Below are 25316 nucleotides of genomic sequence, written 5' to 3'. Positions count from 1 at the left end.
CTGGGGCACGTCGTTTTTTGTACATTTGATTGCAAGTAAAAAATAAAATCGAACATAAATGATAAGGAAATCCATATTCTTTTTATTTCCGGCCCTGTTTATTGCTTTTCTGGCTGGCGGACAAGGACTGCCGCAGGTTGAAATGCGAACCGGCCTGGGAAGCATTATTGTTGAACTTGATACCGTTAGTGCACCCATAACAGCCGGCAATTTTTTAAAGCATGTAAGAGCCAATACATTCGAAAATGCACTGTTTTATCGGGTGGTTCGCCCCGATAACCAGCCTGACAGTCCGGTTAAAATTGAAGTAATACAAGGGGGTATTTATACTCAGCCACGTTTTGATGGGATTGCACCAATAGCCCACGAAACCACTGCTGTTACCGGCATAAAGCACCTCGACGGAACCCTGTCGATGGCGCGAATGGAGCCCGGAACTGCTTCAACCGAATTTTTTATTTGCGTTGGTGATCAGCCCGAGCTGGATTATGGCGGCAAACGTAACCCCGACGGGCAAGGATTTGCTGCTTTTGGGCGAGTAATTTCGGGAATGAATGTGGTACGGGCCATTCAGCAACAACCCAACAAACAACAAACACTGGTGAAAAAACTTAATATTGAATTTTTTGAGCGTAATTAACTTTTAATTGCTTGGCTGTTAACTTGTTTAACTCTGGTTTTGAGATGGTTATTTTAGAGGCCGGAACACACAAAAAAAATACGCTGGTAAAAAGAAAAAACAACAACCAAGTAATGTTAATTTTCATACATTAGCGCAGTCTGATTCATCCTGTCGTGATTTGATGTTTAAGGTTGTATTTGTTTTAAAAACAAGCATTTGGGAATAGGGTGGATTGAGGATTATTAATGGCGTGGTTAACTTGGGAGGTGTTCTCCGTGTGTGAATATTATTTGTTAAATAAGTAGATAGATTAACTGTACACTTGAAAATCAATTTTAGAAATGCTGTTGATACGGATTTATCTTTTTTGGTAAATCTTGAACAGGAAGTTTTTCCTGTTTTCCAGCAAAACACAAAAGAAAACCTGAGATATGGTATTAGAAGTAAATCTCAGGAAGTACTTATCGTTGAGACTGCAGAGAAGGAACCAATTGGTTCTTTAGTTCTAATCAAATACAAACATACATTGAGGTTCTACTCGATGGCAATTTTAAACCAGTACCAGAACAATGGTATCGGACGAATTCTTTTTGATTATGTGATTAATTTTGGCGAAGAGAATGGGTTTAGCCGCATTCTGCTTGAAGTTAGAGCCAAAAATGAAAGGTTGGTGCACTGGTATAAAAATAGAGGTTTTAAAACCCTAAAAACCTTAAAGCACTATTACAACGAGGACGAAGATGCACTAAAAATGGAGCTGGTATTGTCTAACCATGATGCCCAAAAATACCACAAAAATATTATTGTAATCGATAAGCCGTATAAGTGGGAAAGATCGGATATAAACGCAAAAATAGTTTCGGTAAAAGAATACATCAACAATTCTGATTACCACAACAATCCGGACTTGCGTATTTTTAACCTTTGCAGTTCGTACAAATACCAAAGCTTTGGTTATTATGTGTCGTTATTGGCTTCGGCTCGCGGACAACGAGCCATTCCGAATATTGTTACCATTCGCGACTTCAAAAACATTAAAATTATAAAGTCGGCAACATTTGAGTTAGAGGACTTGATAAACAAGGAGTTGCAGAGGTGTGATAAAAATATTTTGTCCCTGAATATTTATTTTGGCGAAACAGCAGAAAAACGCTATAAGCTATTAACTCAAAAACTGTTTCAACTTTTTGAAACACCACTGTTTCGGATAACTTTTGTAAAGCATGAGAGATGGTTGATAAAAAATATGAAAGTGTTAACCATAAAAAATATGCCTGCTGAGGATAAGGAAATAATGTATGATTTTGCTGTTAAGTATCTTAATAAGAAACGTTTCAATTACCCAAAACTCGACAATTATAAATACGATCTGGCTGTTTTGATTAACCCAAAAGAGACGAACCCTCCTTCAAACGAAGAGGCATTAAAGCAGTTTGTGACAGCAGCCAACAGAAAAGGTGTTTATCTTGAATTTATTACCCAGAATGATATTGATAAAATTAATGAGTTTGATGCGTTATTTATTCGCGAAACTACCAATGTAAACCATTATACCTACGACATTTCTCGTTTGGCGTATGCCGAAGGACTTGTTGTAATCGATGATCCCTGGTCGATATTAAGATGTTCGAATAAAATTTATCAGCACGAGCTGCTAAAACGAAATAAAATAAAAACGCCCATTACCATTGCACTCACAAAAAATCTTCAAAATAAGGAGCTGCTCAGCCAGATTTCTTACCCGGTAATTCTAAAGCAACCCGATAGTGCCTTTTCATTGGGAGTTGTAAAAGTGAACAGCCGGGAAGAAGCAGAAACACAGCTCAACATACTTTTTAAAACATCAGATATGATTGTGTGCCAGGAGTTTTTATTTTCTGATTTCGACTGGCGAATAGGTGTGTTGGACAATAAAGCACTGTATGCATGTAAATATTTTATGACAAAGGGCCACTGGCAAATTTACGACTGGAATAGCAACAGTGATGAAAAAGAAGGTGCACACGAAACGGTGGCTTTGGAGGAGGTTCCTGCTGAGGTTTTAAGCGTGGCACAAAAGGCTGCATCACTTATCGGAGATGGCTTGTATGGGGTTGATTTGAAGTTTATTAATGGCGAAACCTATGTGGTGGAAGTTAACGATAATCCGAACATTGATTTTGGAGTAGAGGACCAGTATTTAAAAGAAAAACTGTACGATGCCATTATTGATTCGATTATTAATCGGATTGAACAAGCTAAAAATATTCGAAAAATAAACCTTACATAAGAGCGGTTGCTGCTTGGATGGAACCAGGTTCGTATAATTTTTGTTACTTCGGTGGTATGGATTTAAACACCTATGCAAACAACATAATCGATTTAAAAAATGCCGATCTGGCCATGAGGGAACACCTTATTTGTACCGGAGCTTTGGGAAATGCATATCACCCGGAAATGGAGCGTTTGCACAAGCAGAATGCTGCGGTTTTAAATAAAATTATAAATGAAATTGGATACCCCACCATCGATAAAGTGGGGGAAGAAGCTGCCGAAGCAGCCTGGCTGGTTATTCAGCATGCCATTGGCCAACCGGTATTTATGAGAAAATGCAAAAGTTTGCTGCAAGCAGCGGTGGAAAAAAAGAAAGCCAATCCCCTGCATTTGGCTTATCTGACCGATCGTATAGCCGTGTTTGAAGAAAAACCACAGCTTTATGGCACTCAATTCGATTGGGATATAAATGGTGAACTGAGTGCGAACACAGTTGATGATTTAGAAAAGGTGGATGAAAGACGAAAGGCAATCGGATTAAACCCGCTTTCGGAGCAAACAGAACGAATGCGTAACCAGGCAAAACTGGAAAAGCAGTTGGCTCCTGCAGATTTTGCTGAAAGGCAAAATGAAATGAGGCAGTGGAAGCGAAAAGCAGGGTGGATAAAATAAAAAAAGGGCACCGCGAAGGTAGCCCTTTTGTTAAGTGTTTTTTTGCCAACTGGTTAAGGTAGCGTAACAAATTCGTACCAATGTCCGTAACTTCCGGCATCAACCGTAAATCGCCCGAGCAGGAAACAAGTTTTTCCATCGCGATAGGGTTCGCCCATGTAGTACGAGTCGGGTTCGTCGGCATCAGGCATTTCTATCGATACCATACCATAGTCTTCGTCTACATAGCCCGTTTGTTGGGTGGAATAAAAAATATTGTTTTCACTGTTAACCGAGAACGAAATGTTGTAGCCTTCGGTATAACAATCAAGTATTCTGTACACATCAGCTTCAAGTGCTTTTTCAATCTGAACTGTCCATTCGCCTCCAAAAAACTCTGAACTAAATGTTCCGGAACCAATCGACTGGTAGGTGAGCAGAAATGAGGCCCGATAGGTGGTTTCGTTATAGAATTCCGAAACATTGTCGCCTTCCAGAGTCAGTTTAAACTCATAAACTTTCGAAACATCTATTTGCGAAATGTCGACCAGCGGTACAATTTTAGCGTAGGCTGTTCCTTCGCCATCAGCAAAATTTACCGATGAGCTTTCCAGTCCAAAATATCCTTCAATATTATCATTCATCTCTAAGGCAACCTGTGCAGTGGTTTGCTCATTTAAATCTGAACGGGCAATTTGTACGCTTACCGAATAGTTGTTGTCGGCTGAAAGAATGTTCTCGGGAACAATTGATGAGCTGAAAGCCACATACGAATTGGTTTCGTACAATTCCCCAATATTGTCCTGGTCGCATGCTACAAGGGCCAGAACAAAGACTATTAGTAATAAATGTATTTTTTTCATAATTCGTAATTTTTAATTGTCGGCCCATGGGTTTTGGTCGTTTACCTCGTTCATACTCTTATTACCATCAAACTCCGATTGTGGTATCGACATCACAAAATCAGGATATTCAGGATCGAGTGTATTGCGCGAAAGCAATTTTTGCGTATGGTTGCTACCGGCAAAGTTGCGAGAGAAGCCTGTTTTTAATCGTTTGATATCCAGAATGCGACCTACCTCACCCCACAACTCAATGCGGCGTTGCAGAATAATCTCGTCGAGTAAGGTTGATGAACCGCCAGCGGGTGTTGTTGGACCGTTGGCATCATTAACGGTTAATGTATTGGCATCGCTTACGCCTGAAATGTCGTAGTTTAATTCGCGCTCTGCCATAAGTTCATAGAGCGTGGTTCTTGCCTGTGGATATTTCGATTGCATACACTGGGCTTCAGCTTTTATCAGCATCATTTCTTCATGGCGCATCAGAATATAATCGCCCAAAGCGTTTGTTGGATCTGAAAACTGAAATTTAAACTGGTTGTAACTAAGTGCTGGTCCCAGGTCGGCATCCACATCAAGTGGTCCGTTCCACCATACATATTTCCTTACATCGTTATTCGACATTTGGTCGAACAGCCAGGTGCTGATGCATTTACGTGCACTCTCGGCATAAAACTGGGCACTGGCATCCATGTGTCCGTAAAACGACTGGTATCCATCAGCGTGTTCAGCAATTAGTTGCAAGCCCCAAAGTACTGTGCGTGCATTGGCATCGTTAAATGCAAAGCCATTTTCAAGGTTTTCGCGCGTTAACATGGTGGTACCACCGCTCATGGCAGTAGTTGCTGCTGATTCAGCTGTGGCCCAATCATTCTTTTCAAGAGCAATCTGTGCCTTCAGGCCATTGGCCACATAATAATCGATATGCGACGGATGAGTTCGTGGTGCAGCAGCTTCAGGATCCAGTAAAGAAATGGCTTGCTCGATATCGGCATCAATTTGAGTGTAAACATCAGCTACTGTTCCGCGTGGTGCACCTTCCGAAGCATTGGTTGTTGGTTCGGTATAAATAGGCACACCCGGAGCATCCTGGTTGCCCATATAAGTTTGCTGGTAAAACCGAATCAGGCTGAAATAGGCATAGGCACGCAAGGCATAGGCCTGCCCGATAAGGCTATTAATTTCGGATGGTGCACCGGTAATATTATCTGCTGCCGCAATAATTGAATTCGCATTCGAAATAACCGTGTAATAGAAAAACCACACCGAATAGGGGCGTCCGCTTTTATGGGTATAGTCTGATTTTACATTATACATGTAGTCAAACCAAAACCAGCCACTACCGCCTTCGTTTTGCACCATGTCTTCACCCATCAGGTCGTAGGTAAGCATAAATGCGGTAACGCCAAATTCTTCATCGGCCCAGTTCGCCGACCACTCTTCGGCCACGTACATGGCGCGGTAAATACCGTTAAGTGCCACATTGGCTTTTTGTACATCGGAAAATAAAACATCGCCCGATGTGCTGTCTGTAGGGTTGGTATCAAGTTCATCCTGACACGAGAAACCTACAATTGTTAAAAATAACAGAAAAAGGATCTTATATAATTTCATGATCTGAATGTTTTAAAATTTTAATTCGATTCCGAAAAGACTTGTTCTTACCGGAGTGTACGAGAAGTCGGTTGAACCGGTAAAATTGTACTGCGGATTCATCCCGTCGAGGTGAGAGAATATGGCCAGGTTATCAACAGAAACGAAGGCACGTACACTTTCGATTCCGGCATTTTGCAGGATGTTCTTAGGTAAGGTGTAGCCTACGGTAATGTTTTTTATGGCAAAATACGATGCATCAATCAGCTGGCTATCGGTAAACGGGCGCGAGAAACCGGTACCGTTCTGAATGCGCGGAATATCGGTTACATCACCGGGTTTACGCCAGGCGCGTTCAACATTTGCAGCATAATTGGTTCCAATGTAAATCGGGTTCAGCAGGTTTACATAAACGCTTTCATAAACCTCACCACCAAGCGAGAAGGTAGTCATAAACGACATATCGAAGTTTTTGTAAAGTACGAAACTACTTCCAAAACCTCCGTACAAATCAGGAATGCGACTACCCGATATTTTTTTGCTTTGTGAAGCTTTCTGGAAATCGTTGGAGATGTACGATTCTCCGGGATCTCCGAATTCATCGAGGTCGTAAACCCAGTACAGTTGCGCTCCTGTTGCCACATCAACACCTGCCGATTGGGCCAGGTAGTACGAATTAATTTCTTCGCCTTTGCGCTGGATGAGGTTGCCATTAACAATCTGGTCGGTTTCGCCATCCAGCTCAACAATTTCGTTTTTAAGCGTTGTAAGATTCAGGTTTGCATTCCACACAAAATTTGGGTTCGAAATCAGGTTCAGGTTCGAGTTAAATTCGAAACCGGAGTTAAGCATCTCGCCAACATTGGCCCAATAACTATCGAAACCGAGCGATGTTGCCATGGGTTTTTCCATTAGCATATCCACTGTGCGTCGGCGGTAATATTCCAGGCTAATATCAAATTTATCAAAAAGTACGGCATCAATACCAACGTTAAAATTATTGTTTTCTTCCCATTTTATCGAGGTATTTTCTAACGACGAAAGCAAGGCCCCGTTGAGGTTGGCATTTGCCCAATCGAGGTTGTAAAGCGACTGCCAGCCATAAAAAGTACCAATATTGTCGTTTCCTTGTTTTCCGTAACTTGCTTTAAGTTTTAAGTTGTCAAAAAAGGTCATTTCCTCCATAAAGCTTTCTTCGCTTATGCGCCATGAGCCGCCAACCGACCAAAATTCTCCCCAGCGATAATCTTTGTGAAAACGCGATGAACCATCGGTACGGAAACTGGCCGAAAGGTAATATTTGTCGGCATAATCGTAGGTCAGGTTCGAAAGGAAAGACTCGATGGAGTAATTATCTTCAAACGAGGTAAGGCCTGATGTAGTTGATCCCGGTGCCAGTTCTTTTATACCCGAATACGGGAACCCCGATTTTGCACCTTCCAGTTCGTTTACGGTAAGCTTGTAAAACTCGTGTCCGGCTAAAATATTAAAACTGTGCTTGCCAAAGTCTTTTTCGTAACGCACCAGTTGGTTAATGGTATACGACAGGCTTCGCTGATTAATTTTATCGAGGTATCCGCCAATGGTGGCTGCGTTTCCAAAATCAGGGTTCCAATATATGGTTTGGTTGGTATTAATGTAGTCAAAACCTACATTTGCCGAAAGGCTTAAGCCCTCCAGTTTATTGCCAATACCAATACCCAGTAAATCAAGATGAAATCTGCCCGATAGGTTATCTGCTGTGGTTTCGTAAGAGTCTTCAAACAACGTGGCTACAGGGTTCCAGTTAGGGTTGGCCCCTGCCGGACGTGTTAAGCCGTAGTCGTATTGTTTCGTCCCGGTTTCAGATAAAATAGGATTTCCGTTTTCATCCTGAACATAAACCGGATAAATGGGCGCCATAAATTGTGCAGAATACCAAACATTCGAGTTTGATGTGGTTCCATCATAACCCAGATAATTGGTTTCGGTTTTCGAGAAATTGACATTTCCTCCGTATTTTAACCAGTTTTTTGGTGTAAGCTCGGCACCAATCCTTCCCGAGATACGTTCAAAGTCAGTAGTTTTTAACAATCCTTCATCTTTAAGGTAAGCCAGCGATGTAAATACTTTCGAGTTTTCAGAACCGCCATTAATAAACAGTTGATATTCCTGGCGGGTAGCATCGCCATTGGTTACTTCATCCAGCCAGTCTGATTCGTAAAGTAATTTGGCTGAAGAATTTACCTGCCCTGTTTGTGGATCGATTAGTTCAGATACCGGCATATTGTATGGGTTATACATTTCGTTTGAACCAAATATACCGGTGCTTCCTTTCATTGCTTCTACTGCCATTGGTCCGGCCAGGTCGGGGTGTACACCATCAGTATAAATTAAGGCATTTTTGTAGCCCTGAAACGATGCTTCGATAAAGTCGGCAGTACTCAGGGTTTCGTATGGTTTTATGGCGCGGCTTGAAAAACCGTAGGTTGCTTTTAACTCAACCGACAGTTCTTTTGATTGCCCTTTTTTGGTGGTAATAACTACAACACCGTTTGCTCCACGAGAGCCATAAAGTGCACCTGCCGAAGCATCTTTAAGAATGGTCATCGACTCGATGTCGCCCGGGTTTATTGAATTCAGGTTGCCATCAAAAGGCACTCCGTCAACCACATACAGGGGATTGTTGCTGGAGTTGATCGATCCAAAACCACGAATTATAATCTCTGCTCCTTCACCCGGTTGTCCGGTGCCCGAAGTTGTTTGTACTCCGGCTACCTGCCCTTCAAGTGCCTTCGATATATCAGCAACAGGTCGGTTTCTGAGCACTTCGTTATCTACAACTCCTGCCGAGCCGGTAAACGATTCTTTTTTGGCCGTACCATAAGCAACAACCATAACCTCGTCAACACCAATAATATCGGGATCAAGTGCCACATTATATACCGAGGCATCGGTAATTGGCACATCCTGGCGTTTCATCCCAACAAAGGAGAACACAAGGATTTCATTTACAGGAGCGGTGAACGTAAAGTTACCGTCCAAATCGGTAGTGGTTCCGGAGGTAGTACCTTTTACTACAACCGAAACACCGGGTATAGGCATTCCATCTTGTGATGAAGTAACCGTACCCCTGATTTGCTTTGTTTGGGCGAAAATTAAACTCACCCCGCAAAACAAAGCCACAACTAGTAGAAGTAGTTTTTTCATATGATTCAATTTGTTGATTAAAATTTATCGCCTAATACCTGCACTGCGGTCATAGTTTTTTGTTAAATGATTTTCTGTGCTCGATTAATTGATAAAGTTTATGTTAATACTCAAGCGTTTAAACCCTTCGCTTTTGTTCTTGCCTTCAAAAAAGAAGAAAACTCCCGTCGGGGAAACGGGAGTCTGTTTATCTGCCAGCCGGTCAGATACTTGCACTTTTTACATTTTAAATGCTGTTTAATTCTGTTTCTATGTAAAAAAATGGAGTGCCGCTGTTAACGTTCTCTAATTCCCCGAACCCCCTGTTTAATGTTGTTTACCTGTTGGAAATTGTTGTTGAACGATTTCCGAACATTTTAGCTTTTTGTTCAAACTTAAGGAATGGAGAAATACGCCGGTTTTTTTATCAACCAACTACATAATACAGCACACAAAAGCACAGAAAGTATTGATATAAGGTTAGTTGGGGGCTTGAATGTTGTTTGCTGACAAAAAGGAGGCTTTTGCAGATGGCAGCCTGAAGTTTACCCATAAAAAAGGCGGGGTTAATCCCGCCCGGTTAGAAACTGAATTTAACTTACGCCGCGATGTCGGAAAAAGCCTCAGCTAAAACATCGGGGTACTGGTGATTAAAATTGTTACAACACCAGGTATACAATTCTTCTACCTGGTTTTGCTCTACCCAGTTAATACATTTGCTTAATTCTTTCCTGAATAATTGTTTGCTAAAACTTACTTTGGGCAGAATTACTTTTGCGTATTCAAACATACTTACCGATTTAATGATGTATGAATTTAAGATGATTCGATAAGAAATTTTATGTTATAGAATAGTGTAAAAACTGTAACCCAGGGGGCAAATTTTCTGGTTTTTGTAAAATGCCTGAAAATGAGTGGTAAAGCCCAGGTTTGGATTTTCGTCTTCAGAAAAAGTGAAGTGATATTTAGGAAAACGTAGCGTAAATATAAAGGATTTGCCGGTTGTTGGTTAAGCAATTGGTTGAGATTACCCTTGGTTTATTAACCATAAAAAAGGCGGGAAAATTTCCCGCCCGGTTCATACTTTTAAGCCGCGATGTTCGAAAAGGCATCTGCCAAAACATCGGGGTACATGTGATTAAAATTTTTGTAACACCAGGTATATAATTCCTGTACCTGAACAGGTTCTACCCAATTAATGCATTTGGCTAACTCTTTACTGAACAATTCTTTGCTAAAACTTACTTTGGGCAGAATTACTTTTGCGTATTCTAACATGGCTTTTTCTTTTATTGTTCGTTATCAATTTAACAAGCAAAATTCAAATAAAGTATGTTGCAAAATATTCTTTAACACTAATTAACGCAGGCATTTTTGTGTCTTTTCATTTATTTGGTTGATGGATTGAAAGTTATGCCGATTCAACCCCATTTGTGTTTCATAACATTCCTTAACACTGTTTTTAACTGCCCAAAAGTATACGATATGTTTTATACAGGAGTAAGCATATGCTTAACAAATTTTGAAATAGAATCGGCCGGTTTTACCTCTTTTCTGAACGAGCTGACAAAAGCACTGCCAATAATTGCTCCGTTGGCATATTTGCAGGCGTTTTTAAAAGTTGCATGATCGGATATACCAAAGCCGATGAGGCGCGGATTTTTAAGCTTCATGTTTTTTACCCGTTCAAAATAATCCTGGTGAAAATCTTCTACTTTTTTACTTGCACCGGTGGTTGATGATGATGAAACCATGTATATAAAACCGTTGCTGGCGTTATCAATTTGTGTGATACGTTGTTCTGAAGTTTGGGGCGTAATCAGTAAAATATTGTGCAGGTTATTTTGCTCAAAAATTGTTTTGTAGTCGTTTTCGAATTCATCAAGTGGCAAATCGGGTAATATGGTGCCGTCTATTCCTATCTCTACACATTCTTTGCAAAACGCCTCTACTCCAAATTGGTACACAGGATTAAAATAACCCATTAAAACCAATGGAATTGAAACCGACTTTCGAATACCTTTTAGTTGCTCGAAAAGTAATTTTATGTTCATGCCGTTTTGCAAGGCTATTTCGCTGGTGCGTTGTATGGTTGGTCCGTCGGCGGTAGGGTCCGAAAAAGGCATTCCAATTTCTATTAAATCGGCACCATTTTTTTCCAGTTGCTGAATAATTTCAACGGTATCGTTAAGATTAGGGTATCCGGCGGTAAAATACACCGAGAATATATTTTCTTTTTTTCTCTCGAAAAGCTGATTAATTCTGTTACTCATTTTATTTTGTTTTTTTTAGGTTGGCAGCTCAAAGCATTAGACAATTAGTATTTTAACTTGCTGTATTTTTGAAGCCAGGTACTGTTTTAATAGCCAAAATAATTCAGGTAGGTTTCCATGTCTTTATTACCGCTACCCGATAGGTTAATCACATTTACATCATCAGGATTCATTTTTATTTTCTCCAGAGCTGCCAATGCATGAGCTGATTCCAATGCCGGAATAATTCCTTCTTTTTGAGTTAACAGCAATACGGCCTGTAGCACTTCTTCGTCGGTTGCGGCTAAAAATTTAGCGCGTCCACTTCTATGCAAATGCGCATGTAAAGGGCCTATTCCCGGATAATCTAAGCCGGCAGAGATTGAATAGGGTTCGGTAATTTGTCCGTCGGTATTTTGCATCAGCATTGTTTTGCTTGAATGTAAAACACCCGGTGTGCCAACAGCCAAAGTTGCTGCAGTTTCGTCGGTATTAATTCCTTTTCCGGCTGCCTCAACGCCTACCAGTTCCACCTCTTTGTTATCGAGGTAGTGGTAAAAAGCACCGGCAGCATTGCTTCCCCCACCAACACATGCCAGAATTCGCGTAGGTAATTCTGATCCGGTTTTTTGTAGTAATTGCTGTTTCATTTCGGCACTAATTACCGACTGAAAACGTGCAACCATATCGGGGTAGGGATGTGGCCCTACCACCGACCCGATAATGTAGTGGGTATCTACCGGGTTGTTAATCCAATCGCGCATGGCTTCGTTGGTGGCGTCTTTTAGTGTTTTATTGCCACTGTGAACGGGAATAACCTCAGCTCCAAGCATTTTCATTTTCTTTACATTTGGGGCCTGGCGCGACACATCTAAAGCCCCCATGTATACAATGCATTTTATGCCTTTTAGTGCACAAACAGTGGCAGTAGCCACACCATGCTGGCCGGCACCAGTTTCAGCAATTATGCGTGTTTTTCCCAGTTTTTGTGCCAACAAAATTTGCCCGATGGTATTGTTTAGTTTGTGCGAACCGGTATGGTTAAGGTCTTCGCGTTTGAGGTAAATTTTGCTGCCATAATGTTCCGAAAGGCGACTGGCATAATACAATGGCGATGGACGCCCCACGTAGTCTTTTAACAGAAGGTCGAACTCTTTTTTAAAATCGTCGGCTTCAATAATTTCGAGGTACCGGCGTTTTAGTTCATCAATATTGGTGAACATCATTTCCGGAATCCATGCCCCGCCGAATTCTCCGTAATATCCTTTATCGTTTACTTGGTATTTCACTTGAATATAATTTAGTTAATATCTTGTATTTCAAACATATATGATCTCTGTTAAATATTTGATGGTCGATACCCGTGGAACTCGCATGATTAATTTATTTATATCCTTTTGTGTTCCTTAGGCCATGCTCCTTTCATACTATTAAAGTTGGTAGCAGGAAGACCGAAGCCGGAAGATGCCTTTTATAATCCGGTACGATCATTTTTCGTACATTATTTTTTTAATTCAGTTATAAATCGTTTTAGTTCATCAATGTTTTTTAGCCCGGGTTCAACTTCAAATCCACTGTTTAAATCAACCCCGGCCAGCATCGGATGATTTAGCGTTTTAATTTCTGCTGCGTCATCCGGCCCAATTCCTCCACTTAGGAAAAAGGGTGTGTTTCCGCAGTAGTTTTCCAGTAGTTGCCAGTTGAATTTTTTACCCGATCCGCCATGTTGTTTCGTTTTAGTATCGAATAGAAAATAATCAACAACTCCTTCAAAAACGTTGGTATCTGCAAAATTAAACTCCTCATCCATAGGAAAAGCTTTTAGTACACGCAGACCTTGATTTCTTAATATTCCACAGGATTTCGGGTTCTCTTTGCCATGGAGCTGGATGTATTTAAATCCCAGGTTTTTTGCAAGGCCCAGAATTTCAAATGCATTTTCGTTGACAAAAACACCCACCTTCGGTTTGGTCGACTGGAACAAACCTGTATCTGGCGAATCGCCAACAAATCGTTTTGATGGAGCATAAAAAATGTAGCCCAGCAAATCAACATCGAGTGCTTCTACTTGTTCGCGGTTTTTGGTGAATTTCATCCCGCAAACTTTTATTTTCAGATTTTTTGTCATCTATTCTCTTGTTACATTTCATCCCTTTTATCCCATCCAGGGATAATTATTAATCGCCAATCTCTTCAATTAACTTTTTACAGGCAGCACCCGGATCAGCCGTTTTCATAAACGTTTCGCCAATAAGAAAGCCTTTAAATCCGTGTTCTTTCAGGTAGTTAATTTCAGTTGCTCCCACCAGGCCGCTTTCCGATATTTTTACAAAATTATCCGGAATAAGTTTCGAAAGTTCAACCGATGTTTCCACACTTACCTCAAAGGTTTTTAGGTTACGGTTGTTAACACCAACAATGTCAACGTAATCGTTAACAATATCCAGTTCCTGGGCGTTGTGTATTTCCATTAACACATCGAGGCCAAGTGTTTTGGCGCATTTAGCTAACTCCAGTGCCTGATTTTTTTCCAAACAGGCAGCAATCAACAAAATAACATCAGCACCATAGGCTTTGGCCTCAATAATCTGGTAGCTGTCAATCATAAAGTCTTTCCGCAAAATCGGAATTGTCGGATTTACTTCGCGCGCTTTGGCCAGGTTGGCAAGGGTGCCTCCAAAGTATTCGTAATCGGTTAATACCGAAAGACATGACGCGCCGGCCTGGGTATAGGCCTTAGTTACTTCTTCAACCTTTACCGCAAAATTAATCTCTCCTTTTGAAGGCGATTTTTGCTTAAATTCAGCAATAATTCCCGATGCTCCTGGGCTTAACAGGTTTTCTTTGAGTGAGTTACATTTTCGTGCAAAGCCAGGGTATTTCTTCAGCTGTTCAACATTAACCTTTTGTTTTTGCTTAGCTACTTCGTTTTCTTTTGTTGCAATTATTTTGTCCAGAATATTCATTGTTTTTTGTTTGTTGCTCTAGAAGGAGCGGTTTGTAACTGCTTCTAATTTTTGCAGTGCTGTTCGGCTGTTTAACGATTCCTTTGCTATTTCAACACACTCCGTGAGGGATTTGTCGTTAAAAACAACCTGCAGTGCAACGGCAGCGTTGGCAATTACCACATTTTTTTGTTCGGGCGTTCCGTGCCCACTTAAAACTTCAATAAAAATTTTAGCCGCATCTTCTACCGATTCTCCTCCAAAAAGTTTTTCAGGAGTAATTTGCTGCATTCCGAAAGCACTTGGCGGTAATTTCTTTTCTTCGTTATTTGTGCAAATGTGGGTGTCGGCTGTAAGCGAAATTTCATCATAACCGTCCATGCTGTGCACAATGGCAAAGTTAACATCCAGTGTGCTGTAAACATTTTTGTAATGGTTAAAATTTTCACTGTTATTTACTCCCAGTACCTGGTATTTTGGTGTTGCCGGATTAATCATTGGCCCCAGGATATTAAAAAATGTGGGTACCTTTAAAGCCCGTCGAACCGGTGCAATATGTTTCATTGCCGGGTGAAAAAGCGGGGCATGCATAAAACAAAAGCTACCTTTTTCCAAATCACTTTTAAGTTTTGAAGTATCGTTACTGAATTCGTAGCCCAGAAATTCGAGCACATTTGAAGAACCACTGGTTGAAGTGGCAGCATAATTACCGTGTTTAGTTACGTTTACGCCAGCACCGGCAACTACAAAACACGCCAGGGTTGAAATGTTAAAGGTATTTTTTCCATCGCCACCGGTTCCAACCACATCAATGGCGTTGTAGGCACTGAGGTCTGCTTTTGTACTCAAATTCACCATCGCATCGCGAAAACCTGCCAGTTCTTCAGAATGCAGCGGGCGCATTTTAAAAACCGTCAGAAAAGCGGCAAATTCGGCTTCCGAGTGTTGGCCTTTTCCTACTTCGGTTAAGGTTGCCATTGCCTGGTTTCGTGTTAGTGTATTTCCAGCAAAGAGGTATTCTAAAGTATCTTTCATTTTTTTTTGAGTTTTAGCTTTTGAGTTTTTTACACCGGTTACCTGCTTATTTGTTCGGATACAACCAGTTTTCAATCATTTTTTCTCCCAACGGAGTTAACACTGACTCGGGATGAAACTGCACACTTTGTACATCGTATTCTTTGTGCTGCATCGACATTACAAGCCCGTCCTCATCGTAGCTGGTAACTTCAAAACATTCGGGCAGTTGTTCGTCTTTAACAATCCACGAATGATAACGGCCCACATCAAAACTTTCAGGTAAATCTGTAAAAAGAAGCGATTTTTTAGCGGTTAGTTTTACCGGTGTGGCAATACCGTGCAAAACTCGGTTCATATTATGCAAGGTGCCGCCAAAAGCTTCGCCTATGGCCTGATGACCAAGGCACACCCCCAACATACTTTTTGTTGGAGCGTAGGCTTTAATTATGTCGAGCAATAACCCAGCTTCTTCAGGTATGCCCGGCCCCGGAGAAAGTACAATTTTGTCGTATTTGTCAATCTCTTCCAGGGTTATTTCATCATTGCGGAAAACATCAACCTGTTCGCCCGAGATCTTTTTTATGGCATGCACCAGGTTGTAGGTAAATGAGTCGTAATTATCAATAACTAGTATTTTCATCGTTTTGTGTTTTTAGTTGATTTCTTTTGCCATTAAGATTGCCTTTTTTAATGCAGCCAGTTTGTTATTTACCTCCTGCAGCTCGCTTTCTTCTTTCGAATCGGCTACAACACCGGCACCTGCCTGGTAAAACAATTTATTGTTTTTACTTAAAAACGAACGAATCATAATGGCATGATTTACCGAATTATCAAAACCGAGGTAGCCAATGCAGCCGCCGTAATATCCCCGGTTCTGATTTTCATAATGGTCGATAAGTTCCATGGCTTTATATTTTGGCGCGCCCGATAATGTTCCTGCCGGGAAAGTTTCGCCTAAAACCTTTATCAGGTTGGTGTCGTTGCTTATCTCGCCCGAAACCTGTGAAACCAAATGAATAACATGCGAAAAGAACTGCACCTCGCGATAGGTTTCAACGATAACATTGCCTGCATTTCGGCTAAGGTCGTTACGGGCCAAATCTACCAACATCACGTGCTCGGCATTTTCTTTTGGGTCTTTACTCAGCTCTTCAGCCAGTTCGCGGTCGCGTTCATCGTTCCCCGTTCTTTTAAAGGTACCGGCAATGGGGTGTATGTAGGCCTTATTGTCTTTTATCCGGATTTCGGCCTCGGGGCTCGAACCAAAAATTGAATACGATCCGTAGTCGAAATAGAACAGGTAAGGCGAAGGATTTATTGAGCGTAAAGCCCGGTAAACGTTAAAATCGTCGCCAACAAATTCTTGCGAAAACTGGCGGCTTAGCACAATCTGGAATACATCTCCTCGGTAGCAATGTTCTTTTCCTTTTGTTACCATGTGCATATACTCTTCGTCGGTAATGTTCGACGATTCGTTGCCCCGGGTTTCAAAGGCTGATGTTGCAAAATTAAGGTTTACCAGTAAGTGGTGAATGTAATCCATCTGCGATTCTTCGCCTTCCAGCAGATTTTCAACAATGTGAATCTGGTTTTTGTGGTGATCGATAGCTACCACATATTTATAGAAACTGTAACTCACTTCGGGCGTTTGGTATTCTTCTTTTTTGTCGGCCGAAAAACGAATACTTTCGAAATGCTGAATAGCATCGAAGTTCAGGTAGCCAAATAAACCATTGGCCGGCAATTCAATTTCTTCTGAATCAACATTAAATAGTTTGAAAAAAGCGTCAAGCTCATCGTGTAAAATCCGGTCGGGCGATAGCGAAAAATTTTGCTTTTCTCTTCCCGGCAGGTCTATGCTAACTTCGCCATTGTTTACCTTAAAATCGGCAATAGGTTTAAAAGCGATAAACGAGTAGGCATTTTCAACGCCGTGGTAGTCAGAGCTTTCGAGCAAAATCGATTTTGGATAAAGTGTTCGCAAGCGTAAGTACACACTTACGGGCGTTACCGTGTCGGCAAGTATTTTTCTTACAACCGGTTTAAAATTTAGTTTTTCCATTTTGTATTTTTTGTTTTGTTCTTTTTTGTTGTATTTCAATTGTAAAATTCCTGTATATAAGGCGTTTAAACTAAAAACGGCTCATCGTGAATTTCGATGAGCCGTTCTTAATTTGTACAATGACGTATCCTCTCTTCACGATATTTGTAAAAAGTTGCTACGCCACCACCAAATGTTATTGTTTGTTCTCATAATTATTTATCTGTCATAAAAAAACCTGCTTTTGTTAGAAGCAGGTCAGTCATATTTTTAAAAATAGCAATATGGCTCTTTAACTCCTAACTTACGTAAGAAGACCCCACCACGGAAGCCATATTGTATTTATTTTTTGCATTTTTTAAATTTAATCTTCTGCAAGAAAAACGTTTTTTTTGAAAAATCAAAATAATGTTGTCATAAGCTTAAAAATCTGATTCGCAAATAAACTTGGTTTAACAATTAATTGGATAAGGTAAACCTGAAGCTTACTCCGAAGTTGGCATTGGTAGTACGATACGATAACGATGTAAACGGATCGTTAATAATTCGGTCGTAATACACGCGCATTTCAAATTTATCACTCAATCGGTAATCGGCATATGTTTTAATGGTAAAGTTACCTTGTCCGGCTGTAATCTGGTCGTTGGCTTCATCAAGCTGGCGTAATATGGTTTTTGTTTTACGGTACGAAATATCGGCACGGACATTCAAATCGTTCGAATAGGCCTGTTGCGAGTTTTTGGTTTTTATTATCAAATCCATGTGTGTAAACCGATAGCCTACACCCAAAATATACTCGCTGCTTAAAATCTCGGTAAGCTGATTGTTTGACAAGGATAGGTTTAGGTTGCGCGATCGTTTTATTTCACCGCGGGTAGTTAAATCGCTTAACCACATAATATCAATATTAATAAGCGGATTGAATGCTTCAACAATACTTACCGAGTTAAAATCGTAGGCCGGAACAAAGTTGTCAGCCAGGTCGCGAACCATGGTATAGCCATCTTCTGCTGCAATAAAGTTGAGGTTGGTGGCGTACGAACCAATATTGTAGCTCGAGCGATAAGTATGCTGGAAATTCAACGAACGCATAATTTGGTTTAATCCCGGAATACGTGAAACCATTCCTTCGTAACGTATGCTCCAGTTGGGGCGCATATATTTTAACGAGGGGAACATGCCCAAAGAAACGTTCTCCGGGTCCTTATTTTGGTAGGCTGCGAGGAATGCCGGAACAAGAACCTCAACCGAGTTTGGTCCGTAACCATCGGGATATCCCGGGTAGTTAGGGTGGGGGGTGTTGGGATTGTATCCACCACTGGTTCCACGTTGTTGTGCCAGCCTGTTGGCAATAACACGGCGAAAATCTTTCATGTTTTCAAAAGCATCAGAGCTGCTTACTTCTTCTTTGCCAATGGCAAAAAAGGCCGTTCCCAGGGTAAATGTCGACATGCTAAAGTTTCCGCTTTCAGAATAGCTGTTAGGCACGAAAGTACCACTGCCATAATCGTAATTATAAAACTCAGTAATATTTTTCGATATCGAGCGGTTAGCAGTAATATCAATTCGGAGGTCGGGGAGCGGTTCCCACAGGGCGCGTAAATTAATGCGCTCATTCTCCATAATCTGGTATGGCTGGGTAAGGGGAGAGTCGATTGTTAACCAACCGTTTTGAGCGGCTTTTACAGCAAAGTCTCGATCTTGCCAGCCAAAAAGGAATGGTAACCCTGGTGCCAGTTTGGTGCTGGCAGTTGGTGTGCCCCAATCCGGATCGCCACTAAATTTGCCTGTACCAAATAAGGTTGGCTCGGGCAGGAACCCCGGTAATACCGAGCCTCCGTTTTTGCTGTAGGTAACCGAAAAAGTACGGACGCCAATCACCATTCGTGTGGTTATGTCAAGCACGTCTTTTAAAAATGGTTGATCGCCACGTTTTCCTGTAACGGTTAACATGGCCTGGCGCACATCAGTGGTAGGAATAAACTCAATGGTGTTGGCATCTACAATATTTGTTTTTCCCGGAACAACTTTTCCATCTACATCGGTAACCAGCACCTTTACCTTTTTGGTATTTAATTTGTGCGCAATTTTCTGGCCCTGGTCGGCTGTCAATTTCATACTGCTGGTAAAAGTTTCTTCCTGTTTCTTTTGCAGCGGCTCCGGTTGTTGATTAGAACGCCCTCTGGTTGCTGATCGGTTCATGCTGTTTCTTCCCCGTCCTGTTCGCCTGAATTTTTGGTTTACCTCTTTAAAATAGGGTACTTTGTTAAACAACGTCTGGAAATTGGCATTACCGGTTAAGGTAAGGTTGCGTGAGTTGGTAATAATATTACCAACATTAATATCGTCATCGGTTAACGACCCTGCAGCCCACTCGTAGGAGCCCGAGTATCTAACTGTTCCACTCATGAAGTTAAGCGCTTTTATGCTTCTTAGAGGCACCTGGTAGGTAGCGTTAAAACTGTGGTTGTATACGGTTGGGCGTCCCAGGTTCCATAAATTAGTAAGAATGGAGTCGCGCTTCCACTCGTAATCATCGTCGTTTTTATTTATACGGCCTTCGGGTTCATCAATTCGTGAGGTTCCGCGCGATGAAAAATCAAATTTTAAGGAGCGGGTTACATCGTAACGGATATCAAGATACCGGTTCCAAAGGAAATCTTTGTCGTAGGTAGCCGGTAAAATTAAGTTCGGATTGGTAATGTTTCGCGACTGTTTTTCGTGGTATCTCCTGAATAAATCAGTTCGATATGAAATTTGGGTTGGCAGCGGATAGAAGTTAAAATCACCGATTAATTTTAGTGGTCCCTTTTGTAAAAACTTAACCTGACTAAGTGGTTGAATTAATTTTGGCCGGTTGCTGTAGTTGTACGAGAACATCAATCGATGCGTTTTATCCACATTGTATTCGGTGGTAATATTTCGTTTTGATGTTTCGTTGTAGGAGTAGGTAACCGCAAAGTTCTCAGGGTCCCACAAATGTGTTTTTTCTTTTTGTCGTTGAGGCTCAACTTTTACATTGGTAAAGTTGATGCTTTTGCGTTCCACCACATCCTGCGACATTTGTTTTATTGAATCTTTTTCAGTTTTGCTTTGCGCATGATCCAAAGACTCTTTCAACTCAATATCAGGGTTCAGCGGATCGTATTTTGGTGTAGCGGTGCTGTTGGAGTAACCATAGTACATGGGTATACGAACACCTGCTTTTTCAGGGAAGAAGCGTCCCCAGTCGATTGATGCAGCCACATCAATTTCATTGAGGTCGTCCATCGAGCGACTGTTAATGTTTTCGTCGATGCTTCCAAAACCGGCAGTACGTTTTCGTCCGGCAACCACAACGCTACCAAGGTCGGCAAGGCGGGTTGACACCCTTGCATTGGCTGCCCAGCCACCTTCGTCGTCAAAATCAGTCAGGCGCAGCTCGTTGGCCCAAACAATCACCGATTTTGGTCCGGTGTTTACCTGTCCGCGTTTGTTTCGCACCCCCATCATAAATACTTCAACGTTACCCAGGTTGGGGCTACCTTTAACCTTCACCCGGTTTTTACCGTCGTTCCAACCATCGTGCGAACCTTCGTAAATATCCAGTAATGAAATACCCGAACCTTCAATGCGCATGGCATCGTTGCGTTCCAGTTTCAGGTCGGTAAATAATTCAAGTGGAATATTAATGCGGTTAGCATCGGGCCAAACAATGTAACGGTCGCTCTCAATATCGCCGTTGTAATTTCCGGCAGGAGTTAAGGTTAACGGAACCTCGTATTCATAATAGTTGTAGTTGTAATCCGATCCCATGCGGATGAAGAAATAGAGTTCATCATCATCCAATGGGTATTCTTCAATTTCTTCAGCATGTACTTCCATTTTCAAAGTAGAGTATCTTCTGAAGTCCATGTAAAGCGATTTGTAGGCAGCACGGGCATCGCCTTGTTCCAGCTCTGTTACTTTTAATTCTATTGATTGCTCGTTTAACTGGCGTAACTGCGGATTTGCCGGGTCGATAACACGTGAAACATCGGGTGGTAAAATATAGTTTACCGGTTCGCGGCTTGAATTCTCTTCGATACTAACCGCCGAAATGTCGAACTCGGCATTGGTAGAAGGTATGGCTTCATCTTCCAGTATATCTCCGGTGTAACGCCGCCAGTCGGCACGCACCAGGTCAAGTGTGGCAAAGCGCAGTACGGTTGGATCGGCAAATCCGTGCATAAACATACGCATAAACCGAATGGAGTTAAAATCGCTGATGTTACCGATTACCGACTCGGGAGTGTTCACCGGTATTTTAAACTGGTACCAGTCTACTTCTCCAATTTCGCCATTTTTAAGTTCAACACGACTACGTTTAATATCTGAAATAAAGTTATTGCCCAGTTCCATGTCTTCTTTGCGCAAGCTTACCCTGTACTGGTAATAACGTTCGTATTCGTTTAGTGTATTATCGTCGTTTATATCCTCAATATCAGGTAGTGTAGTTGCCGAAGTAGGGTAGCTTTCCGGCGACATTTCCGATGTTGGTGAGTTGCCATCGGGGCCATTGTATTTTTTGTAACGTTCTAAAATGTCCAGTTCCTGCTCATCGTAATCCGATCCGCGGTAGTAATGGAAGTTATCCGTAGCCGGGTCGTTTAAAGCTTCCTGGTAAACATCGTCGCTTACTTTTAGTCGCAACTCGTCCAGGTATTTTTGGAAATGTGAACGTTCATCTTCATCGTTAATACCGTCAAAACCAATATCCTGATACTGGCGCGAATCGGTAGTATTGTCAAAAGCATTAACCAATGATTGCTGTGTAGAAACCCGACCCCAAATGGTGGTATCAATGTTGGTTAATTCAGCACTGGTTGGCAACCCGTTTTCAAACGCTTTTCGCGAATCTTTCAACACATCCTCCGATACTTCCCCCAGGTTAAAGTAAAGATCACCACCCTGGTGTTCGCCCATGGTGTCGTTAACAAAGGGGTCCATCATCCAAAATTCGATGTATTCGATGTTGGCATTTTCAAAGTCGCTGGTCTGAATTTCGCGCATAATTCCTCCCCAGCGCGTTTCAGGTGCGCGTAGGCTACCATCGGAATTTACACCGGCAGAGTAACTTGAGTTTCCGGCATCGAAGTTATACGGTCCACGCTCTGATGGGTAGAAGGCGAGGTCGAGCACCGCAATATTTGTTGGTTCGCCGGTTGTAAACTCCCGCTCGGGGAATATTTCCTGCTCAAATACCTCGCGCACAAAGTGGTTCGATTGCATGTCCCGGTCGTTCTTAATATGATCAGGAGTGAGCGAATTATTTCTCAGGAATAAAGGATCGATATTATACCAGGCCAGTTTTGCACGGTTTACGCCGTAATCCAGCGAATTGTTTAAGTTGGCCTCAGGAAATAAATCGTTTTGGAATTGTGGTGTACTTGCCAGCATCCACGATGAGCGCGTACGCATATCGATGGCCGTTTTTGTGGATTCAAAGTCGTCAACATATACCGCACCATCAATGGCTTTTGAGCTTCCCGGCACCAACTGGGCAAACTCGGCTTCAACATCAATTGCCGAGGCTGCTGTTGTACTGTAAAATGGCAGTGCATCAAGGGCTTTGGTAATAAATGGTGCTTCGGTATTGTAGCGGGCATCCAATCCGTACATGAGGTTCGAAATAGGGTCCTGACCGTAATCCACTTTTTCTGTTAAAGGGCGTTCGTTCATCCACAACATGGTGGCACCAATGTTAAAATTATCTGAAAATGCATAGTTGGCGTGGGTACCCATCAGGGTTTTTCGCTGCATGGTAAACAGGTCTTCGCTTTCAGTAGAAACCTGTATAGGAGTTCCGGCTTCGAGCAGGGCCTGGTTGATAATTTTTACACGCCCCAACGTATAATCTACGGTGTAATCAACGTTTTCGGTAAGCACTTGTCCGCCAGCGGTTACCGTTACCGAACCTTGTGTAAGGTTTAGTGCCCCCAATGCAATATCGGAACTGGAGGAGCCTTTGTAACTACCTGTTAACCTGAATTTGTTGTGCTCGGCATCTTGTTCGGCTTTAACTTGTGTAGAGTCGTATAAGGATTGAAATACAAATTTTTCGATATAATTCGGATCCTGAATAGAGTCTGCTAGGTGGCTGCCAAATGGCTCTACAACCGGGAATATTATGCGCCCAGAGTTTGAATTTACGGTAATGCCTTCAACATAATCGAACACCCCGTCTTTAGTTGGATCGAGCTGAGAGTTTAGCATGTCGAGCCGCATAACCTCAAGCAGGATATGACCTTCAATACGCGAATCGGGTAAATAGTTGATGTAGGTACCGGTAGAGTCGTTTTGGTACACAACATTAAGTTCAAAATCGTCGCTGGTTAACTGATAGGCATTCAGGTTATAAATGTTTTTCATCATCAGGTCCCAGGTGGGGCGGCCCGGCGAAAGGTTGGTTCCTTTCAGCATTTTCATAAACAGGGTTTTCGGGGCATCAATACCATCTGTCGAGAATTCACCTACTTGATACGTTTGGTCGTTGTAGGTAAAATTGTAGGCTATCGCCAATACTTCGTCGGTGTTTAACGAGCTGTTTAGCGAGATATAACCGAGTTGTTTGTTTACAGTGTATTCTGATTCGTTAAGTTTTCGGGCTTGCTCAATTTTTTCAAAATCTGTTCCGCCAACAAAGTCGGTTCCAAACTGCGCCATTACGCTGGTTATATTTTCTACCTGACGAACCGCGCTGTAGGTGGTACTCATTTGCTCGTACAAGCCGTTGGCGCCGTTAGTCGGAAACTGATTGGCAGGGTATGGCAGCCCGGGAGTTGCCTGAAATTCAGGGATATTGTTGTAAATGTGTGGGTCGTGCTCGGCTAAATCCTGAAAAGCAAGAATATTTCTTGAATCATCAAAATCATTGGATTTGTTGGTAACCCAAACCTCAACCTTGTTAATGGTGATGGGAGAACGTGGAACGGCGGTGCTTTTAAGCCATTCGTTGTAATGGTCGCGAAAATATTGCGAGAGAAAGAAGTGGCGGTTAGCATCGTAATTGGCTGCCGAAATATCAAAAGTGGCTACCTGTGCTCCGCCTTCGGTTTCTACCGTTTTTGATTCGCCACGGTGTTGAGAGAAAAGTGTTGTTAGCGTAAGCTTTCCAAACTGCATTTCGGCCTTTACGCCAAACAGGTTTGATGCACCGGTTATTAAGGAACCATTCAGCGGAAGCGAAACGTTTCCGGCTTCAATACGTTTTAAAATTTCATCTTCATCGCCGGTATACTCCAGGTTCATTTTGTTTTCGTAATCAAAAGTTGCCTCGGTATTGTAGTTTACCCGCATGTTCATTTTTGTACCGATTTGGCCGGTAACATTCATTTGTATTTTTTCATCAAAATCGAAGGTAGGTACTTTTCGTAAGCGCTCCGGTATTGATGGGTTGTCGGTTTTGTTTACCTGGTAGCCAAAGCTAACTTCAACATAGCCTTGTGGTTGAATGTTTATGGTGTTTCCACCAAAAATACGGTTAAATGCCTCGCTGCCAATGGTAAGTTTTGGTAAGAGGCCACCGCGCGCATCTATCGATTCCTGTTGGGTACGCGATCGCCAGTAGTCGCGAATTGATTTGTCAAAATCGTATTCCATATAATCGTCGAGCGACATACTTTGTGGCAAGCGATAGTTTAACGAACCCACTTTTTCGTAAAAAACATATTGGCCCAACACGGGGTCGTATTCAATTTCGTATTGAATATTACTGGGTTTGTTCAGGTATAATTTCGACGAATCCTGCATGGTGTAACCAAAAGCCGGCTGATCTTGAAACGGGTAGGGCAGCGGCCCGGTGGTATCTATTTCGGGCACTTCCTGCGCTATTCCTGTAAAAGGAAACGCCAGGGTGAAAAATAGAATAAAATTGAAGAATATTTTTGGTAAACTTCGGCTTAGTGTCATTGC

16 protein-coding genes are annotated in these 25316 nt (G+C 41.9%); 3 read left to right on the top strand and 13 right to left on the bottom strand.

Going from position 1 to position 25316, the window contains the following annotated elements:
- Positions 1–58: 58 nt before the first annotated feature.
- From QZ574_RS16685 to QZ574_RS16675, 3 genes are all read left to right on the top strand, one after another.
- The gene (locus tag QZ574_RS16685) at positions 59–640 is read left to right on the top strand and encodes a peptidylprolyl isomerase (protein ID WP_297091618.1); all 582 of its coding nucleotides are present in this window, start codon (positions 59–61) and stop codon (positions 638–640) included.
- 304 nt (positions 641–944) lie between these two features.
- Positions 945–2891 (top strand): GNAT family N-acetyltransferase, encoded by a 1947-nt coding sequence (locus QZ574_RS16680; protein ID WP_297091616.1) that lies wholly within the window; start codon positions 945–947, stop codon positions 2889–2891.
- A 56-nt stretch (positions 2892–2947) separates the two neighbouring features.
- Positions 2948–3547, top strand: coding sequence for a DUF6624 domain-containing protein (locus tag QZ574_RS16675; protein WP_297091614.1), 600 nt, complete (start codon positions 2948–2950; stop codon positions 3545–3547).
- A 53-nt stretch (positions 3548–3600) separates the two neighbouring features.
- Here QZ574_RS16675 and QZ574_RS16670 read toward each other — a convergent pair whose 3' ends face one another.
- The 13 genes from QZ574_RS16670 to sprA all read right to left on the bottom strand — a co-directional run bounded on the left by QZ574_RS16670 (position 3601) and on the right by sprA (position 25313).
- Complete coding sequence (locus QZ574_RS16670) at positions 3601–4389, bottom strand: hypothetical protein (RefSeq protein ID WP_297091612.1); 789 nt, start codon at positions 4387–4389, stop codon at positions 3601–3603.
- Positions 4390–4401: 12 nt separating this feature from the next.
- On the bottom strand, positions 4402–5982 hold the full coding sequence (locus tag QZ574_RS16665) for a RagB/SusD family nutrient uptake outer membrane protein (RefSeq protein WP_297091610.1): 1581 nt from the start codon (positions 5980–5982) through the stop codon (positions 4402–4404).
- A 12-nt stretch (positions 5983–5994) separates the two neighbouring features.
- Positions 5995–9150 (bottom strand): TonB-dependent receptor, encoded by a 3156-nt coding sequence (locus QZ574_RS16660; RefSeq protein WP_297091607.1) that lies wholly within the window; start codon positions 9148–9150, stop codon positions 5995–5997.
- A 577-nt stretch (positions 9151–9727) separates the two neighbouring features.
- Positions 9728–9919 carry a hypothetical protein gene (locus tag QZ574_RS16655; protein WP_297091605.1) on the bottom strand — a complete coding sequence of 64 codons (192 nt, stop codon included), beginning with the start codon at positions 9917–9919 and terminating at the stop codon, positions 9728–9730.
- A 296-nt stretch (positions 9920–10215) separates the two neighbouring features.
- On the bottom strand, positions 10216–10407 hold the full coding sequence (locus QZ574_RS16650; protein WP_297091603.1) for a hypothetical protein: 192 nt from the start codon (positions 10405–10407) through the stop codon (positions 10216–10218).
- 212 nt (positions 10408–10619) lie between these two features.
- Positions 10620–11402, bottom strand: a complete 783-nt coding sequence (gene trpA / locus QZ574_RS16645) for a tryptophan synthase subunit alpha (protein WP_297091601.1) — start codon at positions 11400–11402, stop codon at positions 10620–10622.
- An 86-nt stretch (positions 11403–11488) separates the two neighbouring features.
- Entirely contained in the window at positions 11489–12676 is a 1188-nt protein-coding gene (gene trpB / locus QZ574_RS16640; RefSeq protein WP_297091651.1) for a tryptophan synthase subunit beta, read from the bottom strand.
- Between the two features lie 206 nt (positions 12677–12882).
- Positions 12883–13476, bottom strand: a complete 594-nt coding sequence (locus tag QZ574_RS16635) for a phosphoribosylanthranilate isomerase (RefSeq protein ID WP_297091599.1) — start codon at positions 13474–13476, stop codon at positions 12883–12885.
- Positions 13477–13558: 82 nt separating this feature from the next.
- A complete protein-coding gene (gene trpC / locus QZ574_RS16630; protein ID WP_297091597.1) occupies positions 13559–14347 on the bottom strand; it encodes an indole-3-glycerol phosphate synthase TrpC in 789 nt (262 codons plus the stop codon).
- 18 nt (positions 14348–14365) lie between these two features.
- On the bottom strand, positions 14366–15361 hold the full coding sequence (trpD, locus tag QZ574_RS16625) for an anthranilate phosphoribosyltransferase (RefSeq protein WP_297091595.1): 996 nt from the start codon (positions 15359–15361) through the stop codon (positions 14366–14368).
- A gap of 46 nt (positions 15362–15407) precedes the next feature.
- Positions 15408–15983 carry an aminodeoxychorismate/anthranilate synthase component II gene (locus tag QZ574_RS16620; protein ID WP_297091593.1) on the bottom strand — a complete coding sequence of 192 codons (576 nt, stop codon included), beginning with the start codon at positions 15981–15983 and terminating at the stop codon, positions 15408–15410.
- 12 nt (positions 15984–15995) lie between these two features.
- Positions 15996–17405, bottom strand: coding sequence for an anthranilate synthase component I family protein (locus QZ574_RS16615; protein ID WP_297091592.1), 1410 nt, complete (start codon positions 17403–17405; stop codon positions 15996–15998).
- A gap of 438 nt (positions 17406–17843) precedes the next feature.
- Complete coding sequence (gene sprA / locus QZ574_RS16610) at positions 17844–25313, bottom strand: cell surface protein SprA (RefSeq protein ID WP_297091589.1); 7470 nt, start codon at positions 25311–25313, stop codon at positions 17844–17846.
- Positions 25314–25316: the final 3 nt, after the last annotated feature.

The organism is uncultured Draconibacterium sp. (assembly GCF_913063105.1).
In the GTDB taxonomy this organism is placed as follows: Bacteria; Bacteroidota; Bacteroidia; order Bacteroidales; family Prolixibacteraceae; genus Draconibacterium.
Note: the sequence above shows the minus strand (reverse complement) of the source record. Positions and strands in the feature narration are given on the sequence as shown.